The organism is Streptomyces sp. NPDC047886, assembly GCF_043204435.1.
Classification (GTDB): domain Bacteria; phylum Actinomycetota; class Actinomycetes; order Streptomycetales; family Streptomycetaceae; genus Streptomyces.
Genome location: NZ_JBIDCF010000004.1, coordinates 554309 through 577732 on the forward strand (window position 1 = coordinate 554309; position 23424 = coordinate 577732).

The 23424-nt window shown below is 74.0% G+C and carries 18 protein-coding genes and 1 pseudogene; 15 read left to right on the plus strand and 4 right to left on the minus strand.

Translation table 11 applies throughout. The annotated features are described in order from the left end of the window. The first annotated feature begins 283 nt into the window (after window positions 1-283). The 7 genes from ACGF5U_RS17380 to ACGF5U_RS17410 all read left to right on the plus strand — a co-directional run bounded on the left by ACGF5U_RS17380 (window position 284) and on the right by ACGF5U_RS17410 (window position 7860). A complete protein-coding gene (locus ACGF5U_RS17380) occupies window positions 284-1048 on the plus strand; it encodes a serine/threonine protein kinase (RefSeq protein ID WP_392818637.1) in 765 nt (254 codons plus the stop codon). Window positions 1049-1067: 19 nt separating this feature from the next. After that, a complete protein-coding gene (locus ACGF5U_RS17385) occupies window positions 1068-2645 on the plus strand; it encodes a protein kinase (protein WP_392818638.1) in 1578 nt (525 codons plus the stop codon). A 254-nt stretch (window positions 2646-2899) separates the two neighbouring features. Next, on the plus strand, window positions 2900-3622 hold the full coding sequence (locus tag ACGF5U_RS17390) for a carbonic anhydrase (RefSeq protein ID WP_392818640.1): 723 nt from the start codon (window positions 2900-2902) through the stop codon (window positions 3620-3622). Between the two features lie 140 nt (window positions 3623-3762). Next, the gene (locus tag ACGF5U_RS17395) at window positions 3763-4836 is read left to right on the plus strand and encodes an ABC transporter ATP-binding protein (RefSeq protein WP_392818642.1); all 1074 of its coding nucleotides are present in this window, start codon (window positions 3763-3765) and stop codon (window positions 4834-4836) included. Window positions 4837-4842: 6 nt separating this feature from the next. After that, on the plus strand, window positions 4843-6012 hold the full coding sequence (locus ACGF5U_RS17400) for an ABC transporter permease (RefSeq protein ID WP_392818644.1): 1170 nt from the start codon (window positions 4843-4845) through the stop codon (window positions 6010-6012). Then, entirely contained in the window at window positions 6009-7190 is a 1182-nt protein-coding gene (locus ACGF5U_RS17405; RefSeq protein WP_392818646.1) for an ABC transporter permease, read from the plus strand. The genes ACGF5U_RS17400 and ACGF5U_RS17405 overlap by 4 nt, the downstream gene beginning before the upstream one ends. A 169-nt stretch (window positions 7191-7359) precedes the next feature. Then, window positions 7360-7860 carry a hypothetical protein gene (locus tag ACGF5U_RS17410; RefSeq protein ID WP_392818648.1) on the plus strand — a complete coding sequence of 167 codons (501 nt, stop codon included), beginning with the start codon at window positions 7360-7362 and terminating at the stop codon, window positions 7858-7860. Window positions 7861-7946: 86 nt separating this feature from the next. Here ACGF5U_RS17410 and ACGF5U_RS17415 read toward each other — a convergent pair whose 3' ends face one another. Continuing rightward, the gene (locus ACGF5U_RS17415; protein WP_392818650.1) at window positions 7947-8342 is read right to left on the minus strand and encodes a cupin domain-containing protein; all 396 of its coding nucleotides are present in this window, start codon (window positions 8340-8342) and stop codon (window positions 7947-7949) included. Between the two features lie 53 nt (window positions 8343-8395). Here ACGF5U_RS17415 and ACGF5U_RS17420 point away from each other — a divergent pair, with 53 nt between their 5' ends. Next, on the plus strand, window positions 8396-9388 hold the full coding sequence (locus ACGF5U_RS17420; protein ID WP_392818652.1) for a helix-turn-helix domain-containing protein: 993 nt from the start codon (window positions 8396-8398) through the stop codon (window positions 9386-9388). Window positions 9389-9430: 42 nt separating this feature from the next. Here the strand turns inward: ACGF5U_RS17420 and ACGF5U_RS17425 are convergent, their stop codons facing one another. Then, window positions 9431-14116 carry a CHAT domain-containing protein gene (locus ACGF5U_RS17425; RefSeq protein WP_392818654.1) on the minus strand — a complete coding sequence of 1562 codons (4686 nt, stop codon included), beginning with the start codon at window positions 14114-14116 and terminating at the stop codon, window positions 9431-9433. A gap of 184 nt (window positions 14117-14300) precedes the next feature. Between ACGF5U_RS17425 and ACGF5U_RS17430 the strand changes: the two genes are divergently transcribed. From ACGF5U_RS17430 to ACGF5U_RS17445, 4 genes and pseudogenes are all read left to right on the plus strand, one after another. Beyond that, a complete protein-coding gene (locus tag ACGF5U_RS17430; RefSeq protein ID WP_392818656.1) occupies window positions 14301-14693 on the plus strand; it encodes a hypothetical protein in 393 nt (130 codons plus the stop codon). A gap of 124 nt (window positions 14694-14817) precedes the next feature. Then, the gene (locus ACGF5U_RS17435; protein WP_392818658.1) at window positions 14818-15630 is read left to right on the plus strand and encodes a hypothetical protein; all 813 of its coding nucleotides are present in this window, start codon (window positions 14818-14820) and stop codon (window positions 15628-15630) included. A gap of 34 nt (window positions 15631-15664) precedes the next feature. After that, window positions 15665-15811: pseudogene (locus ACGF5U_RS17440) on the plus strand (diadenosine tetraphosphate hydrolase); the annotation flags it as partial. Window positions 15812-15831: 20 nt separating this feature from the next. Next, the gene (locus ACGF5U_RS17445) at window positions 15832-17421 is read left to right on the plus strand and encodes an alpha-amylase family glycosyl hydrolase (RefSeq protein ID WP_392818660.1); all 1590 of its coding nucleotides are present in this window, start codon (window positions 15832-15834) and stop codon (window positions 17419-17421) included. 163 nt (window positions 17422-17584) lie between these two features. Here ACGF5U_RS17445 and ACGF5U_RS17450 read toward each other — a convergent pair whose 3' ends face one another. After that, entirely contained in the window at window positions 17585-19801 is a 2217-nt protein-coding gene (locus ACGF5U_RS17450; protein ID WP_392818661.1) for a WD40/YVTN/BNR-like repeat-containing protein, read from the minus strand. Between the two features lie 226 nt (window positions 19802-20027). Between ACGF5U_RS17450 and ACGF5U_RS17455 the strand changes: the two genes are divergently transcribed. Beyond that, a complete protein-coding gene (locus ACGF5U_RS17455; protein WP_392818823.1) occupies window positions 20028-20468 on the plus strand; it encodes a GNAT family N-acetyltransferase in 441 nt (146 codons plus the stop codon). Between the two features lie 106 nt (window positions 20469-20574). On the opposite strand, the gene ACGF5U_RS17460 is transcribed toward ACGF5U_RS17455, so the two are convergent. Beyond that, entirely contained in the window at window positions 20575-21018 is a 444-nt protein-coding gene (locus ACGF5U_RS17460; protein ID WP_392818663.1) for a nuclear transport factor 2 family protein, read from the minus strand. Window positions 21019-21210: 192 nt separating this feature from the next. Here ACGF5U_RS17460 and ACGF5U_RS17465 point away from each other — a divergent pair, with 192 nt between their 5' ends. Both ACGF5U_RS17465 and ACGF5U_RS17470 read left to right on the plus strand, forming a co-directional pair. After that, on the plus strand, window positions 21211-23004 hold the full coding sequence (locus ACGF5U_RS17465; RefSeq protein WP_392818665.1) for a hypothetical protein: 1794 nt from the start codon (window positions 21211-21213) through the stop codon (window positions 23002-23004). Next, on the plus strand, window positions 22991-23410 hold the full coding sequence (locus tag ACGF5U_RS17470; protein WP_392818667.1) for a hypothetical protein: 420 nt from the start codon (window positions 22991-22993) through the stop codon (window positions 23408-23410). Before ACGF5U_RS17465 ends, ACGF5U_RS17470 begins: the two co-directional genes overlap by 14 nt. Window positions 23411-23424: the final 14 nt, after the last annotated feature.

A 23424-nucleotide genomic window follows, 5' to 3' on the forward strand; every position in this document is an offset into this window, starting at 1 on the left:
CCCGCGGGCCGGGGCCGGGGGGCGGGGGCCCCGCCCCGCGGGGGGGTGGTCCGCGGGGCGGGGGGGGGGGGGGGGGGGGGGGGGGGGGGCGCCGCCCCCGCCGCCCCCGTGGTGTTCGCCACCTCCGGGCGTGCGGCCGGCGGAGGTGGTGCGTCCGATCGCGGGCAGTCGCTATTGTCATGCCCCCACCTTCCACGGATTCCGTCCGGCACGTCCCGAACCGATCCGCCCTCACACACATCCTTCTGCACGTGGTGTGCACTGACCGACGGACGAAGACAGAGTGACGACAGTGACTGTTCAGCTGCCGGAACCGGCGCCCCGGCGCTCGGACGGGGCTCAGCGGAACAAGCCGCGCCTGCTGCATATGAGCCCCGGCCAGACCGCCGAGTTCGGGCGGGGAACGCCCGGGGCCCCGCCCGCCATCCCGCTCCACGACCCGGGCGTCTCCCGCTGCGCCGGACAGATCATCGCCACCGAGGACTACTGGCGGCTGTCCAACTACAGCGCGCGTGCCACCTATGTCGTGGAGAACCTGGAGGGCGCGGGCGAGCACATCAAGGTCGCACCGGGCCGGATCGGCGCGCCCGTGCCGTTCGAGCTGTCCCGGGTCGTGCTGCCCGGGGTCGAGGGAGCGGTCGAGTTCAAGGTGTTCGCGCCCCAGCACGCGTACAAGGAACCGGACTGCGATCCCGGCGCGGGCGAGCCGACCACCACGGCCTTCTCACTGGACCCGACCTCCAAGTACTTCCTGGTCCTGCTGGCCCTGTGCGAACCGAGGCTGCGCTCCCCGTCCGACGCGGCCGTACCGGGCGTCGGCGAGGTCGTCGACCGGCTCACCGCCCTGCCGTCCTGCGCCAACCTGACCCGGTCGGCCGTCAACTACCACATCGACTATCTCGCCGAGGCCAAGCTGCGGCTGCGCGAGGACCCGGACGAGCCGTCCACCGGCGGCGCCAAGCGGAGCCGGCTCGTCGCCCTCGCCCTCCGCTTCGACCTGGTCCGTGAAGAACACCTGAGCCTCCTCCCCCCACCCGTCAGACGCTGAACCGAAAGGCCCATCGCGGATGGACCCACGCCACACCTCCCCCACACTCGACATACCCGAGGGCTATCGCATCGCCGACTGGACCGTCACCAGCCTGATCGGATCCGGCAGCTGGGGAACCGTCTACGCCGCCGAGCGCGCCACCGAAGGACCCTCCGCGCAGACCGGCGGCGGCGCCCGGCCGACGGCGGACCCGGCACGGGTCGCGGTGAAGTTCCTCCGCACCGACCGGCTCACCCCCGGCCAGCGCGCGTCCATGGAGGAACTCGTCCGCCGGGAGGTACGGTTCAGCAGCGAGGCGAACCACCCCCACCTCGTCCGCACCCACACCGCCGTCACCCTGCGCGATCCCGACCGGCCGGATCTGGACGGGGTGATCGCCCTGGTCATGGACCGGGCGGAACGCAGCCTCCAGGAGCTCATCGCGGCCGGTGAGGCCGGCACCCCGGTGCCCGAAGCCGGGCACATCCTCAGCGGCGTGGCCTCCGGCCTGGCCCACATGCACACCCGGGGCTGGGTCCACGCGGACCTCAAACCCGCCAACATCCTGCTCGGCCCGGACAGGGAGGTGTGGCTCGCCGACTTCGGGCTCACCGTCGAACTGGACGGCACGCACGCCTACATCCCGCCGATGGGCTCCCTCGACCACGTACCGCCCGAGTGGTGGTCCGAGCGGACAGGGCCGCACGGCACCGCGGTCCGGCCGACCGCCGACATCTGGGCCTTCGGGGTCCTCGCCCACCAGGCGCTGACCGGCGGCCTCCACCCGTTCCCGGGCGGTACCGCGCGCGCCCGGGCCCTGGCGGCCCAGGCCTACGGCAACGGATCGGCGCAGCTCCGCCTGGACGACGCCCTGGAGCCGGACTGGCGCACGCTGATCACCACCTGCCTCGCGCCCGACCACGCCTCCCGGGCGGCCGCGCTCGACGCCGGGGAACTCGCCCGGCGCGTCCGCGCGCTGGACAGGGGATCGCGGGTCCTGCCGCGCGTCCGGCGCCCCGGGCTGCTGGCGGGCGCGGGCCTCGGCCTCGCCGCCGTGACGGCCGCGACCGTGGCGCTGTGGCCCGAGGGGAAGGCCGGCGCGCCGCCGTCGCCGCCGAAGGCCGTCACGAGCACCGCGCCGCCGGTCGCCGCCGCCGGGGCGATCCCGGCGGACTCCGACGTGCCGGTCGCCCTCCGGGGCATCATCACCGACGCCGCGAAGCTCTGCTCGGACGACGAGGTCACCCCGGCGCTCCTCGCCGCCATGATCAAGGCCGAGAGCGGATTCGACGCGCGGGCGTCCCGGCCGGCGTCCGACGAGTACGGGATCGCGATGTGGACGCCTTCGGTGTTCAACGCCTGGGCCGTGGACGGCGACGAGGACGGGGACAAGGACCACCTGTCACCTCCGGACGCCATCGCCACCATGGCCGTGTTCGCGTGCTGGCTGGACCAGCGCTTCAAGGACAACGGGCTGCGCGAGAACCTGCCGGCTCTGATCGCCGCCGGTTACCGCACCAGCGACAAGACCGTCATCGAAGCCCGCGGGGTCCCGGAGCGCACACGTCCTCACGTGGACGAGGTGCTCCGCTACCTGAAGGAGTACACAACCTGACACACGCGTGCTCCCGGGCGGTCCTGACAGATGTCTGGACCGTTCAGGGACGCGACATGATAAGGACCGCAGGACCGCAGGACCGACCGGGCCGAGGCGTGGCGCCGGACCGCCACGGCGTCGCGGCCACGGCGCGGCGCCCGAACCGGGACGCCCACGGTTCGGCCAACTCCCGGTCATCGATGGTCAAAAGACTGCGCTCGCGATGGTCAAAGCCGGAGGGAGGCCGAAGTCAAGGGCGTACGTTGCCGGGCGTGACAACGAAACCGGACCTCATACCCACCGGCCGCCGGACACTCCTCCGCGCCGCCCTCGGCGGCGGGGTGGTGGCCGGCGCCGGCCTCGCGCTCGGCGCCCCGCCGGCCGTGGGGGCGACCAGGACCCGCACCAGGCCCACGACCCCGGCGGCCGCCCTGCGCGAGCTGACGCGCGGCAACCGCCGCTGGCACGCCCTGCGGCAGGTGCACCCGCACGAGGCGATGGCCGACCGGCTCGCGGCGGTCTCCGGTCAGCACCCGTTCGCCCTGATCCTGGGCTGTATCGATTCGCGGGTCCCGCCGGAGGTGGTCTTCGACCAGGGCCTCGGCGACCTGATGACCGTCCGCTCGGCGGGCGAGGTACTGGACGAGGCCGTCCTCGGCAGCGTCGCCTTCGGCGTGCTGGAACTCGGCATCCCGCTCGTCATGGTGCTGGGCCACCAGTCCTGCGGCGCGGTGAGCGCGGCGGTCCACGCGGAGGAGACCGGCGAGCAGCTCCCCGCGCACATCGCGTACGTCGCCGACCAGATCCGTCCCGCCATCGACCACGGCCACACCGGTCAGGACCGCGTCGACGCCACGGTCACCGCGAACGTACGGCTCGTCCGGTCGCGCCTCGCCGCCGAGCCCGACCTCGCCGCCAAGGTGGCGACGGGTCAGCTCGCCATCGTCGGTGCCCGGTACGAGCTCGGCAGCCAGCTCGTCCACCGGATCGCCTGACGGTCCGGCCGCGCCCCGGAACCGACCGGTCCCTCGGCGTGGGGCCGGTCGGCCCTCGTGGCCGCCCCCGTCCGGCGGCATCGTGACCGGTGTACGGCACGACCCGCGGCACGATGACACGGCGGACGGGAGTGGCGAAAGTGGAGCGCAGCAGGCGCGGCACGGCCTTCGACGGCCCCCCGGCCCCGCAGCGGGACGACCGGCCCGACGAGCGGCGGGACGCCCCGCGCAAGGACCGCTCGGGACCGGGGCCCGCGACGGATACCGCCGACGGCGGCCCGGTCCTGCGGTGCGAGGGCCTCGTGCGGCGGTTCGGCGACCGCACCGCCGTGGACGGTGTCGGCTTCCGCGTCGAGCCCGGCGAGACCTACGGCCTGCTGGGGCCCAACGGGGCGGGGAAGACCACGACGATCCGGCTGGTCTGCGGACTGCTGCGGCCCGACGGCGGCACCGTACGGATCTCGGGCCGGCCGGGCGGCACCGCCCGGACCAGACGGCTCATCGGCTACGTACCGCAGGACGTGGCGCTCTACCAGGACCTCGGCGTCGCCGAGAACCTGCGGTTCTTCGGCCGGCTGTACGGGCTCTCGGGACGGGCGCTCGACCGCCGGGTGGACGAGGTCCTCGACCTGGTGGACCTGCGCCGCAGGGCGGGCGACCGCGTGGAGTCGCTGTCCGGCGGCATGCGCCGGCGGCTCAACATCGGGGCGGGCATCGTGCACGCCCCCACCCTCCTGATCCTGGACGAGCCCACGGTCGGCGTCGATCCGCAGAGCCGGCACGCCATCCTCGACAGCGTGCGCCGCTTCGGCTCGCAGGGCATGGCGATCCTCTACACCACCCACTACATGGAGGAGGCGGAGCGGCTGTGCGACCGCATCGGCATCATCGACCACGGCCGTCTCATCGCCGAGGGCACCCGGCGCGAACTCGTGGCCCTCGTCGCCGAACGCGACCGCGTCCGGCTCACCGCCTCCGGTGATCTGGCACCGTACGCCACCGCGTGCCGTGCGCTGCCGCGCGTCGACAGCGCGGACGTGGGCGGCGAACAGGGCGGTGTGGTCGAGGTGGTGGTACGGGAGGCGCGCAGCCTGCTGCCCTCGATGCTCGACCTGGCGCATGAGCACGGCGTCCAGGTCAAGAGCGTCGAGATCGTCGAACCGGACCTCGAAGCGGTGTTCCTGCACCTCACCGGCACGGCTCTGAGGGAGTGACCGCCCGTGCGCGCCGCCCTCACCATCGCCGCGAAGGACCTGCGCCAGAGGTTCCGCGACCGCTCCGCGTGGATCACCGTGTTCCTCGGCCCCCTCGCCATCACCGCCGTGATCGCGCTGGCGTTCGGCGGCACCGCCGACTTCCGCGCCGATCTCGGCTACGTCGACCTGGACAGGGGAGCCGCCGCCACGGGACTCAGGCGGACCCTGGAGAGCCCGGAGCTCGCCGAGCGCACGTCGCTGACCTCCTATGCCTCCGCCGAGCAGGCCCGCGCCGCGGTCGACGCGGGAGACGTCGACGCCGCCGTGGTGGTGCCCGAGGGGTTCACCGCGTCGCTGAGCGGCCGCGCACCGGCGGCGCTGACGGTGTACGACAGCGTCGACAACCCCCTGCAGGCGGAGTTCGCCCGCGCGGTGAGCGAGTCCTTCGTGGCGCAGATCGACGCCGACCGGCTCTCCGTCGCCACGGCGATCGCGGCCGGCGTCCCGGAGAGCGAGGTGCCGCGCCTCACCGAGAAGTCCCTCGCGCTGCGGCTGCCCGAGACCGTCGAGCCGCAGGGGCTGCCCGACGACCCGCTCAAGGCCGTCAGCTACTTCGCGCCCAGCATGGGCATGTTCTTCGTCCTGTTCACCGTGGGCGCGGGAGCCCGCGGCTACTTCACCGAACAGCGGGACGGCACCCTCGACCGCGTCGCCGCCACACCCGTCGGCGCGGGTTCGATCCTGCTCGGCAAGTCGCTGTCGGCGTTCTTCCACAGTTTCGCGGCGCTCGGCGCCACACTGCTGGCCGCCTGGCTGCTGTTCGGGGCCCGCTGGGCCGACCCCCTGGGCGTCGTGGCGCTGTGCGCGGCGACCGCCATGGCGGTGGTGTGCCTCACCGCGCTGGTGATCTCCCTCGCGCGCAGCGAACGGCAGGCCGAGGGGCTGTCATCGATCCTGGTCTTCGCCCTCGTCCTGCTGGGCGGCAACTTCGTCTTCTCGCCCGCCGGGCCGGAACTGCTGCGGAAACTGGCCCTGTTCACCCCCAACGGCTGGGCCCTGCGCGGCTTCACCGACCTGGGCACCGGGGTCGGCGGACTAGCCGCCGTGGGCCGGCCGCTCCTCGGCATCGCCGCCTTCTGCGTGGTGACGGCGGCACTCGCGGCGCTGCTCACGCGCGCACGGAGGCCGTCATGAACGCCCCCGCGGCCCTCGCCGTGACCCGCGCGACCGTGCTGCGGACGCTGCGCGACCGTACGGCCCTGTTCTTCATGCTGCTCCTCCCGGTCGCCGTCATCGTCGTGATCGGTGCCGTCGTCGGCGGGTTCGGGGGCTTCCGGATCGGCGTCGTCCACGCCGACGAGCCGTCCCGGGCGCCCGTCGCGGCCGCGCTCGCCGGCGAACTGGAGCGGGCCGATGGCCTGAAGACCCGTACGTACGCCGACGAGGCGGCCGCGCGGACCGCGCTGCGCCGGGGCGAGACGGACGCGGTGGTGCTGGTGCCCGCAGGGCTGGACGCCGCCGCCCGGGAGGGCCGCCCGGTCACCGTTCCGGTGCTCGTACCCGAATCGGCCGCCATGGGCGGCGCGGCCGTCTCCTCCGTCTCGGCCGCGGTCGCCCGGCACGCGGCCGAGGTACAGGCGGCCCGGTTCGCCGCCGACGAGGCGGGCGGCACGTTCGACCAGCGGCTGGACCAGGCCCGCGCCGCCGGGCGGCACGTCACGCCCATCGAGGTCGGTACGGAGGCCGTGAGCGGCCGCAGCCAGTACCTGCCGCTCGGGTACGGCTACAGCACGCCCACGATGCTCGTGCTGTTCGTGTTCATCAACGCGCTCGCCGGAGGCGCCGCGATCGTCGAGACCCGCCGCTCCGGTGTCTACGGGCGGGCCCTGGCGTCGCCCGCCGGGGCCGGGACGCTGGTCCTGGGCGAGACCGCCGCGTATCTGATCCTGGCGCTGATCCAGTCGGCGCTCATCGTCGGTATCGGCGCGCTCGCCTTCGGCGTCTCCTGGGGCGACCCCCTGGCCGCCGCGCTGCTCGTCGGCGTGTGGGCGCTGGTGGGCACCGGGGCGGGCATGCTGTCGGGCGCGGTGTTCCGGACGCCGGAGCAGGCCGGCGCGATCGGACCGGCGGTCGGTATCGGCCTGGGCATGCTGGGGGGCTGCATGTGGCCGCTCGCCATCGTGCCGGACTGGCTGCGCACCGTGGGGCACACGGTCCCGCACGCCTGGGCCGTGGACTCCTGGACCGTGCTGCTCTCGCAGGACGGCGGTGTCCTCGACATCGCGCGCAACCTCGCCGTGCTGGCCGCGTTCGCCGCCGGACTCCTCGCCCTGGCCGCCATCGGACTGCGCCGTCGGCTGACTGGCCCTTGACCGGGGCGTCGCCGCGGCACCGTGCCGCACGTCAGCCGTGGTCGTGGACCGGCTATGGTCGTGAACCGGTCATGGGTGCGAACCAGCCAGGAATTGACGTGACCCTGACATTTCAAGGTCCCTGTGTCACGCTGCCGTCCCCCCACAAGGACGTGCGAGGAGGAGCGATATGAGACGCATCGCGCGACTGTCCGTCAGCACCGGCCTGATCGCCGCCGCCCTGGCCACGACGACCGCCGCCGTCGCCCACGGCCCCACCGCCGAGCAGCGGGTCGACGGAGTCATCGTCGTCGCCGGCAACACCTGCACCTGGACGAACGCCGCGACCAGCGCCGACCCGCCGAACACCCTGACCGTCGACCGCGCTACCGTCAACAGGCCGGGCGGCGACCTCGGCTGCGACGGCGGCATCACCGCCACCCTCAACAACAACCCCGCGTTCACCTTCGACGACACCGCCGGCACGGCCAGGGCCGACGTCATCGACATCTCCGGCCAGCAGAGCTTCATCTCCTGCCGCTACAAGGCGACCGGGATCGTGTGGGACCGCGACGGCACCACGAGGAAGTACGTCAACCGGGCCTTCACCGCGACCAGGACCTCCGGCAGCTTCCTCTGCCCGGGCTCCGTCACCACCGCCGCCGGCGACGCGTCCATGCTCTTCCACTGACCGCCCCGCGACCGCCGGCCGTCCGGAGGCGCTCCGGCGGCCTCGGGCCCGGCCCCTCGGGCGGCGCACCGCCCGAGGGGCCGCGGTCAGGAGCCGAGGGGGTGCCCCGTGGTCGCGTCCACATGGTCGGGGACGTCGTCGTGCCGGTCGCCGACGCTCGACGTGCCCGTCGGTTCGAAGAGGAGGATCGCCGCGCCTGACGGCGCCGAAGGCTTGTGCTCCGTACCCCGGGGGACCGTGAACACCGCGCCCTTGCGGAGCAGCACGGTGCGCTCCCCGGCGGGCTCGCGCAGGGCGATGCGCAGTTCGCCGTCGAGGACCAGGAAGAACTCGTCCGTGTCGTCGTGGGCGTGCCACAGGTGCTCGCCCCGGACCTTCGCGACCCGTACGTCGTAGTCGTTGACGCGCGTGACCACGCGGGGGCTCCACAGGGCGTCGAAGGAGGCCAGCGCCTCGTCGAGCGGAAGGGGTTCCGTGTTCATGCGGACCATCCTCCGGTGTTCCCGAAGACCGGCGTGAGTGCTAGGAATCGCATATGACGCAAGATTCCTCGCAGTCGAGCGCCACGACGGCACCGCACCGCGTGGTGGTGATCGTGGACGAGAACTCCAACCCGTTCGAACTCGGGTGCGCGACCGAGGTCTTCGGACTGCGCCGACCCGAGATCGGGCGGGACCTGTACGACTTCCGGCTCTGCTCACCGGAGCCCGCCACGCCGATGCGGGACGGGTTCTTCACCCTCACCGGAGTCGCCGGACTGGACGCGGCCGACACGGCCGACACCCTGATCGTGCCGAACAGACCGGACGTCGACGTACCCCGCCGGCCGGCCGTCCTGGACGCCGTCCGGCGGGCGCACGCCCGAGGCGCCCGCCTCGTCGGCTTCTGCAGCGGCGCCTTCACCCTCGCCGAGGCGGGTGTCCTCGACGGGCGGCGGGCCACCGCGCACTGGCAGTGGGCGGACTCCTTCCGCGCCCGTTTCCCGGCCGTCCGGCTGGAACCGGACGTCCTGTTCGTCGACGACGGCGACATCCTCACCGCGGCGGGCAGCGCCGCCGCCCTCGACCTCGGCCTGCACCTGGTCCGCCGCGATCACGGCGCGGAGGCCGCCAACGCGGTGAGCCGGCGGCTGGTCTTCGCGGCGCACCGGGACGGCGGGCAGCGGCAGTTCGTGGAACGCCCCGTACCCGACCTGTCTGACGAGTCCCTCGCCCCCCTCCTCGCCTGGGCCCAGGCCCGGTTGGACACCCCGTTGACGGTGACCGACCTCGCGGCGCGCGCCGCGGTCAGCGCGGCGACGCTGCACCGCCGCTTCCGCGCACAGCTCGGCACGACGCCGCTGGCCTGGCTCACCGGTGAACGGCTCGCCCTCGCCTGCCGGCTGATCGAGCGTGGCGAATCCCGCTTCGACGTCGTCGCCCGCCGCAGCGGGCTCGGCACCGCCGCCAACCTGCGGGCCCTGATGCGACGGGAGACGGGCCTGAGCCCGACCGCGTACCGCCGCAGGTTCGGCCCGGCGACCGTCTGACCCGCCCCGGGCGCCCCCTGGCCGAGGTGCGCGGGCCGGGGCTCAGGGACCGAAGTGCACGTGCGCCGCCCACGCCAGCGGCCGGAAGGGATCCCTCCTGCGCGCCCGGTCGACGGCCTCGTGCAGCGCCCTGGCCGTACGGGACGGGTGGAGACGCCCATGGGCGTCGCCGAGCACCTCGTACATCTCCTCCGTGATGCCACGGGCGCTGTCGTCCCCCACCGTCCACAGCGTGGAGACGACATGGCGGAACCCGCCGAGCAGCAGGGCCGCCGCGAGATGGATCGCCTCGTTCGGCAGGTCCCGGCCACCCAGAGCCGTCTGACAGGCCGACAGCACGGCCAGTTCGGGCGTCTCCAGGTCGAGCCGGGCCAGGTCCGTGACCTTCAGCGGCCTGTCGTACAGATAGAGCGCGCCCCGGCCCGGATCGGCGAGGTCCTGGCCCGCGTGGCAGGCGAAGTGGACGCAGGTGTGCGTGGGCAGGAGCCCGAGCGCCCCCTCGTACGTGGCCTCCGAGTCGAGCCGTACCGTGTGCCGGCCGGGAAACCGGCGCCGCAGGGACTCCGCCTCCTGCCGGGCCCCGGGCAGCGGCGCCAGGTCCGGCGCGTACGGGGGACGGTCGCCCAGCGCCAGGATCAGCAGCCGCCGCACCTGATCGGGCGGCGCCACCGGCCGTCGCGCCCGCAGCAGTCCGCGCAGGGTGGGCATGTACGAGGAGACCACCCGCGCCAGGACGGCGTCCCGCTCGCGGCCGTCGTCCGGGTCGTGGTACCCGGCGGCGTGCACCGGCAGCAGCGCCAGCGGCCCCGTGGCGCACCACCACACGCGCCCGCCCTCCCAGCCCGCGGCATCCGGCGAGTCGAGTACCGGGGCGGCGACCGTGTCCCACAGCCACTCCAGCGTGGCGAGAACGGTCTGCTGCGCGGGCCCCGGCGCGGCCCCCGGACGGTCCAGCCGGTCCAGGGCCGCCAGATAGCGCTCCGTTCGCCGCTGCGCCTCGTCCGCTGTGAGGCCGGGCAGCGGGACGAGCCGCACCCTTCCCGGGGTCACGACGAGCGCGTCGCAGCGGTAGCGGCTGACGTTGACGATGATCATCGGGCCGTCGGCGGTCGCCCGCGAGAGCTCCGCGAAGGGCAGGGGGAGCAGGAAGCCCGCGAAACCCGGCAGGCGGCGGACCTCGGCGAGCAGCTCCTCCCACTCGCGCGCCAGCCGACGCTGTCGCTCCCCGTCGGGATCGCCGGGCGGACCGCCGGCCCGGGCGCCGGGCGGACCACCGGCCCGGGCGTCGGCCCGGGCGTCGGTCGCGTCGATCGTGGTCGTCGCGTCCAGCCCCGACCGTACGGTGTCCAGCCGCTCCGCCAGCTCCGGATGCGCCGCGCGCAGCGCCGTCAGGTCCGTCCGCGTGTCCAGTGCCTGCCCCCACAGCACCGAACGCCCCTGGTCCAGCAGTTCGACGGCCTGTTCCAGCCGCCCGCAGCAGACCGCGCACGCCGCGGCCTCGGTGGTGAGGTGCGAACGCGGCGCCAGCAGCCGTTCGCGGTCGGCCCGCCCGAGCCCCCGCCACGCGGTCAGCGGCAGCAGCGACACGGCCGCCGCGAAGCCGTCCGCGGCCTCCTCCCAGCCGGCGCGCCCCGCGACGGCGCGTTCCGCGGCGAACCGGCCCCAGGCGACCGCGCCGTCCAGCCGCTCCTGCGGGGCAGCCAGGGCCGCCTCCGCCGCCTCGCGGAACAGCGCCAGCGCGCGGGAGGCGTCGCGCTCGCGCGCCCTCGACGCGCCGGCCTCGCTCCGGTCCCGCAGCAGACTGCCCAGCAGCAGCCGGGAACGGGCGTACCGGGGCGACGACGGGGGCAGTGCGTCCGCCGCCGCCTCCACCTCGTCGATCGCCGCGCGCAGGTCCGCCGTATCGCCGCGCAGCGCCGCCCGGTCCGCCAGGGCGAGCGCCAGATTCACCCGGTCCTGCGCGGACGCCCGGCCGCCGCGACCCAGCGCGACCGCCTCCCGGCCCAGGCCGATCGCCTCCTCCAGGTCGGCGGCGCTGCCGGTGAGGAGGTAGCGGGCGCGCAGGCGGTTGCAGAGATTGGCCAGGGTGATCCGCCGGGTCTCCGCCACGGACTCCGACCAGGTGCCGGTCGTCAGGCTCACCCGGAGCGTTCCCAGGACCCGGCGCCCGAGCTCGATGGCGCGGTCCAGGTCCCCCGGGTCGCCGGTGTGCCGGTACCGGGTGACCAGGACGACGGCCAGGGTCTCCAGACGGGTCCTCAGCTCGGTGCGATGGTGGGCCGGGGTGGCCTCCACCGCACGGCGCGCCGCGGCGACCGCCTCGTCCAGGTCGGCCGCCGAGCCGTCGCGGCCGAAGCGGACCACATGGGCGGCCGCGAGCGCCGACAGTTCGCGGCCGCGATCGGAGCCCAGCCTCAGCAGCGTGTCCACGTCCTCGCCGCCCGCCTGCCGCAGTTCCTCCAGGGAGGCGTCCGGCCGCCCCAGCGCGTTCCGGAACTGCTGGACGAGGGAGAGCGGACCGTAGGCGCCGTACCGGAGGTGTTCGACGGCCGCGTCGATGTCCCGGCGGTCACCGGCGTGCTCGAACCGCCGCAGCAGGAGCACGCCCAGATCACGGCAGATCGCGGCGCGCTCCGGATGGTCGTCCGGCATGCCGCCGAGCACCCGGCGACCGATGTCGACGCCCCGCTCGAGTGCCGTGGCGTCGCCGGTATCGGCGAACCGCCGGGCCAGCTCGGCGAGGACGTGGCCGTACTGGTGGACGACCGTGGAGCCGCCGGTCCGCCCGGCGTCCTCCGGGGGCACCTCCGGCCGGTCCTGCTGACCCGGGACGACATGGGTGCGGCGCAGCACGGGGGCGACGGCGTCCTCCCGCCATGCGCGGTGGCGCTCCCGGCGCCGCGTCACCTCGGCCAGCAGGGCGTCCGCCCGGCGGCGCAGCGGGTCGTCGGCGGACAGGACCCGCAGGGCCGCGAGCAGCCGCTCACGGGCTTCGTCCAGTTCGTGCGCCGCGCCGGTGCGCTCCTCACGCAGCAGGAGAGCAGCGGCGAGATCGAGCGCGGTGGAGCCGTACTCGGCACGTGGCGCGCCGGGGGCCTCCAGGGCCTGTCGCAGCGCGTCGACCGCCTCGTCCAGATCGGGCAGCGAGCCGGTCGCGCGGGACCGCTCGGCGAGGTTCCGGCCCAGTCGGCGCAGCGCCTGACGGCGGTGCCACGCCGTCGCCACGCCCGACCCCAGCAGCCGGTGGTACGTGTCGACCGCGGCGTCGAGCTGCTCGCGTGCGCCGCCCGCCCGTTCGTGGCGGACCTCCGCCGTCGCGCCCAGCAGGAGGAGGCACTGCGCACGGTTAGGGTCCCCCTCCGGGCACAGCCGCAGCGCCTCACGGGCCAGTTCCTCGGAGGCGTCGAGGTCCACCGGGTCGCCGCCGCCCGACCGGTAGCGCTGGTGCAGCGCGGTCGCCAGCAGCGCGGTGTACGGCACGCGGTCGGCGAACCCCTGCGGGAGGTCCCGCAACGCCGCGCCCAGCGACTCGATCCCCCGGTCACGGGCGAGCGGGTCCTCCTCCGTCTCCGCCCGCTCGATCAGCACCCGTGCCCGTTCGGCGCGTTCCGGTGCGGGCGGGGGCGCCGGGCGCGGCGCCGACGACAGGGTGCGCCCCGGACGGCCCGCGGCGGCCTCCCGCTCCAGGGCGACGAGTTCGGCGCGCAGCGACGCCGCCCGCGCCGGTTCCGCGCGCTCCGCGACCCGTACGGCTTCCCTGAGCACCCGCAGCGCCTCGGCGAGGTCCTCCCGGGAGTCGGTCCGCCGGTAGCGCCGGTACAACGCCACGGTGAGGCTCCTCAGTCGCACGGCCTGTACGTCGCCCGCTCGCCGGCAGTCGTCCAGCGCCGTCCGCAGCACCTCCACGGCCTCGTCCAGATCGTCCGCGGCCTCCCCGTGGTCGTGGCGCCGCGTCAGTGCCTCGCCCAGCAGCTGCCGGCCCTCGCACTGTTCCGTGCCGCCGTCCGGGGCGACCGCCAGCAGCTTCCGGCACATCTCCACGGCGGCCCGGGCGTTCTCCGCCGTGTCGTCGGCGGAGAGCCGCCGGGTGAGGGCCACGCACAGGGTGTACAGCAGCAGCGGGCGCGCGGCGCTGGTGGAAGTGGACAGGCGCAGGGCGGTCCGGCCCGCCGCCACGGCCCGTTCGACGTCGTCCGGGTCGCCGGACCCCTCGTGCCGCTCCAGCCACGCGGCGGCCAGGAAGAGATGGGCCTCGGCCCGCTGGGGATGGTCCGCCGGCAGATCGGTGACGGCCCTGTGCAGCGCGGTGAGCCCGGCGACGGGGTCGAGACCCTGGCGCTCGGACACCTCCATGGCCGCGCGGGCCGCCTTCACGCGGCTCTCCGGATCGGCGCCGAACTCGACGGCCAGCTCCCACAGTCCGGGAGGGAGCGCGTCCGGGTCGGTGTCGTGCAGCAGACCGACGAGCGTCACCGTGCCGGAGAAGTCGGGAAGCCCGTTCCGCCGGACGAAGAGCTCCGCACGGCACAGGTACAGCCACCCGGCGAGCTGGAACGCCTGCCGCCTGCCGGGCGACCCCGGCGGCTCGGGGCCGGCGTCCCGTAACAACCGCGCGGCGTCGGCCGTGAGTCCGTCACCGGCCACGGCGGCCGTCCGCCCGGTCCGCAGGTACTTCCGGACACCCCGGTCGATCCGCTCCCGTGGACCGTTCCCCCGCCGCGACCACATGCCGTACGCCCCTCCCTCGGTGGTTGTCCGTCACCGTAACGGCGGGTCGTGCGAGCCGTCCGCGCGAGCCGTGAGACAGAGCCCGATCGGGGTAGTGTCACCGGTGGTCCCGCACCCGCCGGTTCCGCACCCGAGCGAAGACCGGCACGGGCGGCGGCGGGCCGGGGCGAGGACGGAGAAGACGGTGGCGGGGGAGACGGTGACGGGGGACGAACCGAACGAGGCCGAGGCCCTGGCGCTGTGGTGCGCCGGGCTGCCGGGGCTGCGCGACCACGCACGGGCCCACGGGGTCACCGAACGCCTCGACCGTGACGCGACCCGGGTGCGCGAGGGCGGATCCGCGCTGCGCGCCGTACGCAAATGGCTCCAGGACGGGACCACCGAGACCACCCGGAGCTGGTCCGGCCGGGGGAGCCCCGGCATGGTCGGAATCCCGGGCACCGTACGCGCCCCGGTCGTGAGCGCGGGCACGTACGCCTGCCCGGCCGACCGGTGCGACCGCGTGGCCGGGCGGGACGCGCAAGGGCATGCGCCGGTCTGCCACGCCCTCGGCGCGACGATGCGGCCGAGCGGATGAGGCGCCCAGGACCGGCCGCCCCGCCCCCTGCCCCGGAGCCGTGGTCTCCGGCGGCCGCCCCGCCCCCGGGGCGGGCGTACGCGTGCGCCGCCGGAGCGCCCGGCCGCCCCGGAGGCGGCGGGCGATGGTGACCGGCATCCTCTCCGAGGTCGGCAAGCACGTCAGCACCCACTGGTTCAGGGCCGTACTGCTTCCCGGCCTGCTCCTGGTCCTCGTCACGGTGGCCGGCTTCCGCCTCGGCCACGGCGACGCCCTCGACTCCGGCCGGCTGACGGCATGGGCGGACGGGGTCGCCGCCGGATGGCGCGGCCGGCCGGCCCGTACCGTGGTGGACATCGCGCTGGTGCTGCTCGCCGCCGGACTCGCGGGCACGGCGGCGGGCGCGCTGGGCCGGGCGATCGAGCGCTGGTGGCTGCGCCCCGGCAGACCCGGGTCCGGGCGCCGCCGTCGCGGGCGGGCGCTCGCCGTCGCGGAGCGGGACGGCGTCACCGTGGTCGAGGCGTACCTGCCGCGTCGGCCCACCTGGATGAGCGACCGGGTGCGGCTCGTCGAGGCGCGGATACGCGCCCAGTACTGGTTCGACGTCGCGCTGGTGTGGCCGCGCCTCTGGCTGCTCATCGGCGACGAGACGCGCCGGCCCGTCGTGGAGGCGCGGACCGGCTTCGCCGACGCCGTCACGCTCGCCGGATGGGGCTGTCTCTATCTGGTCGCCGGGCTCTTCTGGTGGCCCGCGCTCGTCGTGGGCGCCGGAGTGCTCCTCACCGGCTGGTCGCGTGCGCGCAGCGGCCTGGAGGAGTTCGCCACCCTGGTGGAGGCGGTCGTGGACGTCCATCACCGGACGCTGGCCGAGGCGTTGGGCATGCCCCTCGACGGAGCCGGGGTCACGGAGGCGGAGGGCAGGAACATGGACGACATGCTGCGCAAGGGCGGGGCCTGACCGGCCGTCCGGCACCTTCCCGTACGCTCCCGCCATGGCGGTCGACTGGCGGGCGGACCGGATCGGCAGCGCCCTGAGGGGCCAGAACCCCATGGTGATGCGGCGCTTGGATACCGCGTTCGCGGTGATCGGGGACGTCCAGTTCCTGCCCGGGTACTCGGTGCTCCTGGTGGACGAACCGGGCAGGACCTGATCGACGCCGTGCACGCCAAGGGCATGAAGATCTACCAGGACGTCGTCTACAACCACACCTCCCGCTGGGGAGCCAGGGGACTGTTCACGCCGAAGCACTTCGGCGTCCGCGACGCCCAGTGGAGCCCGCACTACGACGAGCCGAACCCCGACTTCGCGTACGACGGTCTCTCCGTCGAGCCGAAGTCCGGCAAGTCGTACTACAACGGCGACCTGTGGTCGACCGAGCAGCCGGCCGGCAACACCTGCGTCGACTGGGGCAGGCCCACGCAGTGGACATCCCCGGAGGGCTACCGGATCTACAACTGCCAGTGGCCGAGCCCCACATCGGGCACCTGGCCCACGGCGTACTACCACACCTGCTGGATCGGCAACTGGGAGGGCGAGGACTCGCGTCCCTGCTGGCTCCACGACGACCTGGCCGACCTCGACACCGAGTCGCCCGCCGTGCAGAACCACCTGATCGGCGCCTACGGCAAGTACATCGACATGGGCGTCGACGGCTTCCGCGTCGACACGGCCGTCCACATCCCCCGTACCACCTGGAACCGCCGCTTCCTCCCGGCGATCCAGGAGCGCGTCACCCAGAAGCACGGCGCGGAGGCCGCCAGGAACTTCTTCGTGTTCGGCGAGGTGGCGTCCTTCGTCAACGACAAGTGGAACCGCGGTTCGGTCAACCACTCCGCGCAGTTCTACACGTGGAAGGAACGCCAGGAGTACAGCGCCGACGACGCGAAGGCCGCTCTGGAGATGTACGGCAGGGAGCAGGCCGAGGGCCCCTCGGGCCAGCCGACCTCCACCAACGCCTTCCTGCGCGGCAACACGTACCACACCCCGGATCGCAGCCGCTTCTCCGGGATGCACGTCATCGACATGCGGATGCACATGAACTTCGGTGACGCCGTGAACGCCTTCCACAACGGCAAGGACTCCGACGACAGCTACCACGACGCCACGTACAACGTCGTGTACGTCGACAGCCATGACTACGGCCCGAACCAGAGCGCCGAACGGTACGCGGGCGGCACCGACGCCTGGGCCGAGAACATGTCGCTGATGTGGACCTTCCGGGGCATCCCCACCCTCTACCACGGCTCGGAGATCGAGTTCCGGAAGGGCATGAGGATCGACCGCGGTCCGGCCTGCCCCCTGGCGACCACCGGCCGCGCCTACTACGGCGACCACATCGCCGGAGAGGTCGAGGCGTCCGGCTTCGGCACGGTCGACTCGGCCACCGGTCCGGTCGCGCGGACCCTCGCCCAGCCGCTGGTGAAGCATGTGCAGCGGCTCAATCTGATCCGGCGGGCGATCCCCGCCCTCCAGAAGGGCCAGTACTCCACCGAGGGCGTCACCGGCGAGATGGCCTTCAAGCGGCGCTGGACCAGCGGCACCACCGACAGCTTCGCCCTGGTGACCGTCACCCATGGCGCCGGATACCGCGGCATCCCGAACGGCGTCTACACCGACGCCGTCACGGGCGACCGGCGGACCGTCACCGACGGCACCCTCACCGTCGCCGCACCCGGCAAGGGCAACCTGCGGGTCTACGTCCTCGACGGTCCCGGCCGCATCGGCGCGGCGGGCCCGTACCTCAAGTAGCACGCCCGAGGCGGCACGCCTGGCGCGCACGCCCCACGCGGCACGCCTGAAGCGGTACCACCGTACAGACGCCCCGCGCGACGATCGGCGGGGCGCCCGTACGCACGGCGCCGTACGGCCGGGACCGGACTCCCACCGGCCCCCCGTCGGCCCCGGGCCTGGGTCAGGGCACCGTCAGCTCGTAGAAGCCCCGGCCGAAGGTGGCGGCGACCAGGCGGTGGTGCCCGGCGGCGTACTCGATGTCGTCCACCGGGACCGCCGGCATGCCCCGGCCGAGGCGGAACCAGAGCCGCCCGCCCGAAACGGACGTGAACACGCCCTGGTCCGTGCCCACGTACAACACGCCGCCGCGCCCGATGACCAGGTCGTTGACCGGTGCGTCGGGCAGGTTGCCCGACAGGTTCCGCCAGTGCCTGCCGCCGTCCGTGCTGCCGTACACATGGGCGAGCGGCGAGCCGGAGCGGTAGCCGGAGTGGGTGGTGTAGACCCGGTCCGGGTCGGCCGGGTCGACGACGACCCGGGTCACCCACGGCCGGCCATCGGCCAGCTTCGTCCAGGTCGCGCCCAGGTCACGGGTGACCCAGACCCGGCCGTCGTCGGTGCCGGCGTACACGGTCCGTCCGTCGCCCGCCGGAGCGATGGACGTGATCGTGCCGTAGTTGGTGTAGACGGGGTCGGGGCCGGGGCCGCCCGACAGGTCCGGGCTGATGGCCCGCCAGGTCACGCCGCCGTCGGTGGACCGGTTGAGCACCTCGGACCCGTAGTAGAGGACCTTCGGGTTCCTCGGGTCGAACACGACCGGCGTGAACCAGTTCCGCCGCTGGAACGTCGTCCGGTCCGCGAAGTACGTCAGCGTGTCGCCGCCGTCGTCCGACCGGAAGCAGTTGCCGTACTGGTAGCAGGCGAACACGGTGTTCACATCGGTGGGGTCGATGAGGTTCTCCTCGCCGTCCCCGCCGAGGTACTCGTTGAACCCGTCACCGCCCCAGGAGCGCAGCGAGCCGTTGTCCTGCGCGCCGCCGGAGATCCGCGACCGGTCCTGCGGGCTGATCGCCACGCTGTACAGCTGGGTGTACGGCTCGTGCCTGGCCTTGACCCAGCCGCCGTCGCCGTTCGCGTCGGAGCGGTAGACGCCCCCGTCGTTGCCCAGGTACACACGGCCCGGCCGGCGCGGATCCCACACCATCGCGTGCTGGTCGACATGGATGCCGACGTCGTCGGCCGACCAGGTGGCGCCCGCGTCCTTCGTCGTCATCAGGGGCACCCCGGCCACATGCACGTGACGGGAGTCCGCCGGGTCGGCCCACACCTTGCCGAACCACCAGCCGAACGACGACTGCGAGGCGGTCAGCTTCCGGTCGGCCGGTGTACGGCTCCAGGTGTCACCGCCGTCCGTCGAGGTGTAGAAGCCCTCGAAGGGGCCGCTGGTCTTGTTGACGAGGGCGTAGAGCCGGTCGCCGGCGACCGCCAGACCGATCCGGCCCACGTCGGGTCCCGCCGCGGGCAGGCCGCCGCCGAGCCGCTCCCAGCTCTGCCCGCCGTCCCGGCTGCGGAAGACACCGGAGCCCACACCGCCGTACGTCCGCAGCTCCGGGGTGCGCCGGTGGTCCCACAGCACCGCGTACAGGGTGTCGCCGCGGACGAACACCTCCGTGGCGCCGGTGAACTCGTTGGCCCCCGCGAGGATCCGCTCCCAGGTGTCGCCGCCGTCGTCCGACCGGTACACGCCCCGGTCGCCGCCCCCGTTGTACAGGGACCCGGCCGCCGCCACGTAGACACGCCCCGGACGGGCCGGGTCGACCGTGATGGCGCTGATCGCCCCGGAGTCGCGCAGCCCGATCGGGCTCCAGTGGGCCCCGCCGTCCTTGCTGCGGTACAGGCCCGTGCCCTCGTACGTGATGCTGCCGCCGCCCGGGTTGGGCTCGCCGGTCCCGGCGTACAGCGTCCCGTCGGGCGCGGTCGCGAGCGCGCCCATCGCCTGCGTCCCGCTGTCCGGCCACGCGGACGCGAAGGTCTGCCCGGCGTCGGTACTGCGCCACACCCCGCCGCTCGCCGCCGCCGCGTACACGGTGTCGGCGCGGAGCGGGTCGAGCGCCAGCGAGACGATCCGCCCGCCGATGTTGGTCGGGCCCAGCGCCTTCCAGCCCCCGCCCACCAGCGGCAGCCGCCGCGCCTGTGCCGCGGCGTCCTCGTGGGCATGGCGCGGAATCGACTGGCCGGGCAGGGTCTTCTGCAGATACCGGTACTCGGCAGGCGCGGCGGGCCCGCGGACGGGCCGGTACACATCGGGCGGTTCGGGAGGCGCGGCGCTCGCGGGCGCCGTGAGCATCACGACGCCCGCGAGCGGGGCGAGCACCAGGTGGAGCAGACGTCTGCGCATGGGCGGGGGCCCTCTCATCGGCGGCGGCTGGGGTGCTGGTGTCGAGCCGTGCCGACGTTACGAGAGGGGCGGGAGCAGCAGTAGGACGCAAGTCGGCCGTTGTGGCGGACGCGCCGGACGAGGGGGCGGCGTGCGGCGGGGCGGTCCCGCCCGACGGGCGGCGTGGCGAACCGGTTTGACGGGCCGTGGCACTCCCCGGTTTATTGACGCCGTGACAGAGCTTCGTATGCGACGGCCCGTCGGCGACGTCATGCTGCAGGATTGGCAGCATGTCCACAATGTCGTCATCCCCACCCATGTGCTCACCCTCGACGACGTCCGGGAGCGTGCCCTGCACTACCACCTGGAGGTCGCCTACGCCGGCAGCACCGCGGACAGTGATCTCGTGGGCTGCTCGACGGTGCGGCCGCCGACGGACGACGACGAGGCCGTCGCCACGGTGATCGCCCGCGTGCTGCCCGCGTACCGGGGGCGGGGGTACGGTGAGGAGCTCTACGTCCGGGGGCTGGACCTGGCGTGGGAGCTCGGCGCGCGGACCGTCGAGACGGTGGTGCTGGCCTCCAACACGGACGGCCTGCGGTTCGCGCAGAAGCACGGGTTCGGCGAGGTCGAGCGCTATCTGCTGCCCGACGAGACGATTCCGTGGGTGACCCTGCGACTCGGCTGAGCCCGGGCAGGCCCGGTGGAACCACCCCTTCGCGTCGGCGGTCTGACCGGGCGTCGGCCCGTACCGGGTGCCGCCGTCCACCGAGACCCCCCGGCGTACTGGCCGCTCACTGTTCGGCGGGCGGCGGGGCCAGCCCGTCGGCGACCAGCCCGGCGAGGACCGCCTCGCCGAGCGCCCGCACCGCGGACTGCGGCCGGACCATCACCGTGAACTCCTTGATCCTTCCGTCGCCGTCGACATGCAGCATGTCGATGCCGTGCACCTGCCTGCCGTTCACGGTGGCCCGGAAGACCAGGACCGTGGAGGGGCTCTCGATGCCGTCGCCGATGCCGGGCGCACTGGTCTCGGACGCGCCCTCGTGGCGGCCGATGTAGCGGAAGTCCTCGAAGGTGCGCAGCAGTACGCCGAAGAGACCCAGCACGGCGGGCTTGCCCTCGAAGGGCGTGAACTTCACCGGGCTGTAGAGGCGGACGTCGTCGGTGAACAGGGGGTCCAGCGCGTCGAGGTCCCGGCTGTCGACGGCGGCGCGGAACCGGTCGGCTGTGGTCACGGCTACTCCTCCATGGTGTTACTCGCGAATCAGACTAGTCATTTTCTTGAGTACCACGGAGAAGGTGTCGGTGGACAGGGGCCCGGCGAGCCCGAACAGCTCGAAAGGCCTTCGTACCCTCAAACCCCCCGCAGCCATCGTGGCTGGATTGTGGCTGTCCGTCCTTCCCCGTCCGCCCCTATCGTCACCGGGGTGAGCCAGACGGCGGTTCCCTCCCAGCCGGCCGTTGCGCCGGACCCGCGTCCCCTGTTCGGCAAGGCGCCCACCGACCCGGCCGCCAGCGAGGCGGGCCGGCTGCTGTGCGTCGGCACGTACCTCGACCCGCGCTTCCGGGACCGGGTCATCGACGAGCTGTACGTCCACGACGAACGCGTCATCGCGCCGAGCTACGGCATCGACGCGGCCCGGGTCCTCGCGCACGCCCTGCGCGCCCGGCGCACCGAACTGGGCTGGTCGGCGGCGGTCGTCGCCGTGTGGGCGCTGGCCACATACGTGACCGACGGCGCCTTCGCCGTCCAGCTCCTGCTGCCCTTCCTCCTCCTCAGCGCGACCTCCTACCTGGTCAGGGTCACCGCCAAGACGCCTCCCCTGCGCCTGCTGTTCCGCCTGATCCAGTGGTACGCCCGGCTGCTTCTGACACTGCTCCTGCTGGCCCTGGCGCTGGCGCCCCTGATCCGCGCGCACCAGGACCTGCTCGGCAACTGGTTCGTGCGGCTCGTGCACCGGCCGCTCGGTGAACTGGACCTCCAGTACCGCCTCATGCCCGACGACCTGCGGTTCACCCTCTACTTCGACCCCGACGGCAGCTCCGCGCACACGCCCTACGTCATCTTCGGCTTCCTCCTGCTGCTCGTCGTCCTCGCCGGGCTCCGCCGTGAGCACCTCGCCAGGACGATGTCCGGACCACTGTCCCGCGAGCGGTATCCGGACATCGCGCGTGACCCGGCCGAACAGTCCCACCGCCCGCGCCTCCGCCTCGTCCAGGAGCTGATCCGCGGCGAGCAGCACTGGCCCCTGGTGATGTACGCGACCGGCAACCCGTTCTGCGGCGCGGGCATGCCCTTCCGCCCCTGGCACCTCTCCGTCGAACTCCGCCCCCGCACCGACCTCGAAGCGCGCGAGCCCCAGGCGGTGGACAACGAGGAGATCCTGCGCCGCGTGGTGCCCCTGGTCGAGTCGTTGCGCGTACCGTCTCCGCACGGCTCCCCGCAGGCGGCGGCCGCCGTACTGGACCGGCTCCGTGAACTCGTCGTCGACGAGTGCGTCTTCCTGCCGGTCGACGGACTGCGGTGGCGCGAGGAAGTCCCGCTCGCCCCGGAGGACTTCGAAGAGCACCGCGCGGCCGCCATCGAGGAGGGCGGGGAGAAGCGCCGGCACTTCCTCCGGATCCGCGTGGGCGGCTGGGACGAGGACATCGTCGTCACCGTCTTCGTCCGCGTGCACACCCAGGGCGGCATGCTGATGCTGGAGGTCGCGCCGCACGTGCTGCGACCCGTACGGCGCCGCTTCAGGGACGCGGACGGCGCGGCCCTGCGCTTCGGCGCGGAGAACGCGCCCGCCCTGGTGCTGCGCGCGCTCGCGGAGACGCCCCAGGGCCTCGGCTCGGCGATGCTCTCACTCGGCCGCGGCGTGCGGAGCGCGTGGCGGGCCCTGACCGTGGCCAACCCCGGCCAGCCGCCCACTGGCCCCGAGACGTCGGTGCGCGAGCTCGGCGCGGACCCCGACGCCTCCCTGTTCCAGGCGATGGACGTCGACCGCTACCTGAAGACCATCCAGGACCGGGTGGCGCGCGGAGTACAGCTCGCGCTCGACGAAGCCGGGTGGCAGACCGCCGAGTTCGAGCGGAAGGCCGTCCACCTCGGGCAGGGAGCGGTATACATCCAGGCGATGTACAACAGCGCCGTCGGGATCGGCGACGGGAACACCGTCGGCACGTCGACCGGCACGGCCAAGGGGGAGAAGGAGAAGAAGCGTGACGAATCCTGAGCCCGAGCGACCCGCACGGGCCGAGGGGCCCGGAGCCGAGCGGGCCGTGCACATCGGCTCCGTCACCGGCAGCGCCTTCGCCATCGGCGACCACAACCACATCAGCACGGTCAACACCCCGTCCGGCGGGCCCCGTGACGCGGCGGCGGCCGAACTCCTGGCAGCCGTACGGGAACTGCGCGCCGACCTGTCCCGGCTGACGGCCGCCGTCGCGGAACGCGCGCAGGTGGCCGTGCTGGACGCAGAACTCGTGGCGGTCGAGGACGAGATCACGTCGGGCGACCCGGTCACGCCCGGTCGGCTCGCCCGGCTGCGCGACGCCCTGGTGTCGGCGGCGCCGGTGGTCGAACTCCTCGCCTCGGGCGGCGCGGTCGCCACCGCCGTCGCGGCCCTGCTGGGCGGCTGACCGTGTCCCCGCCG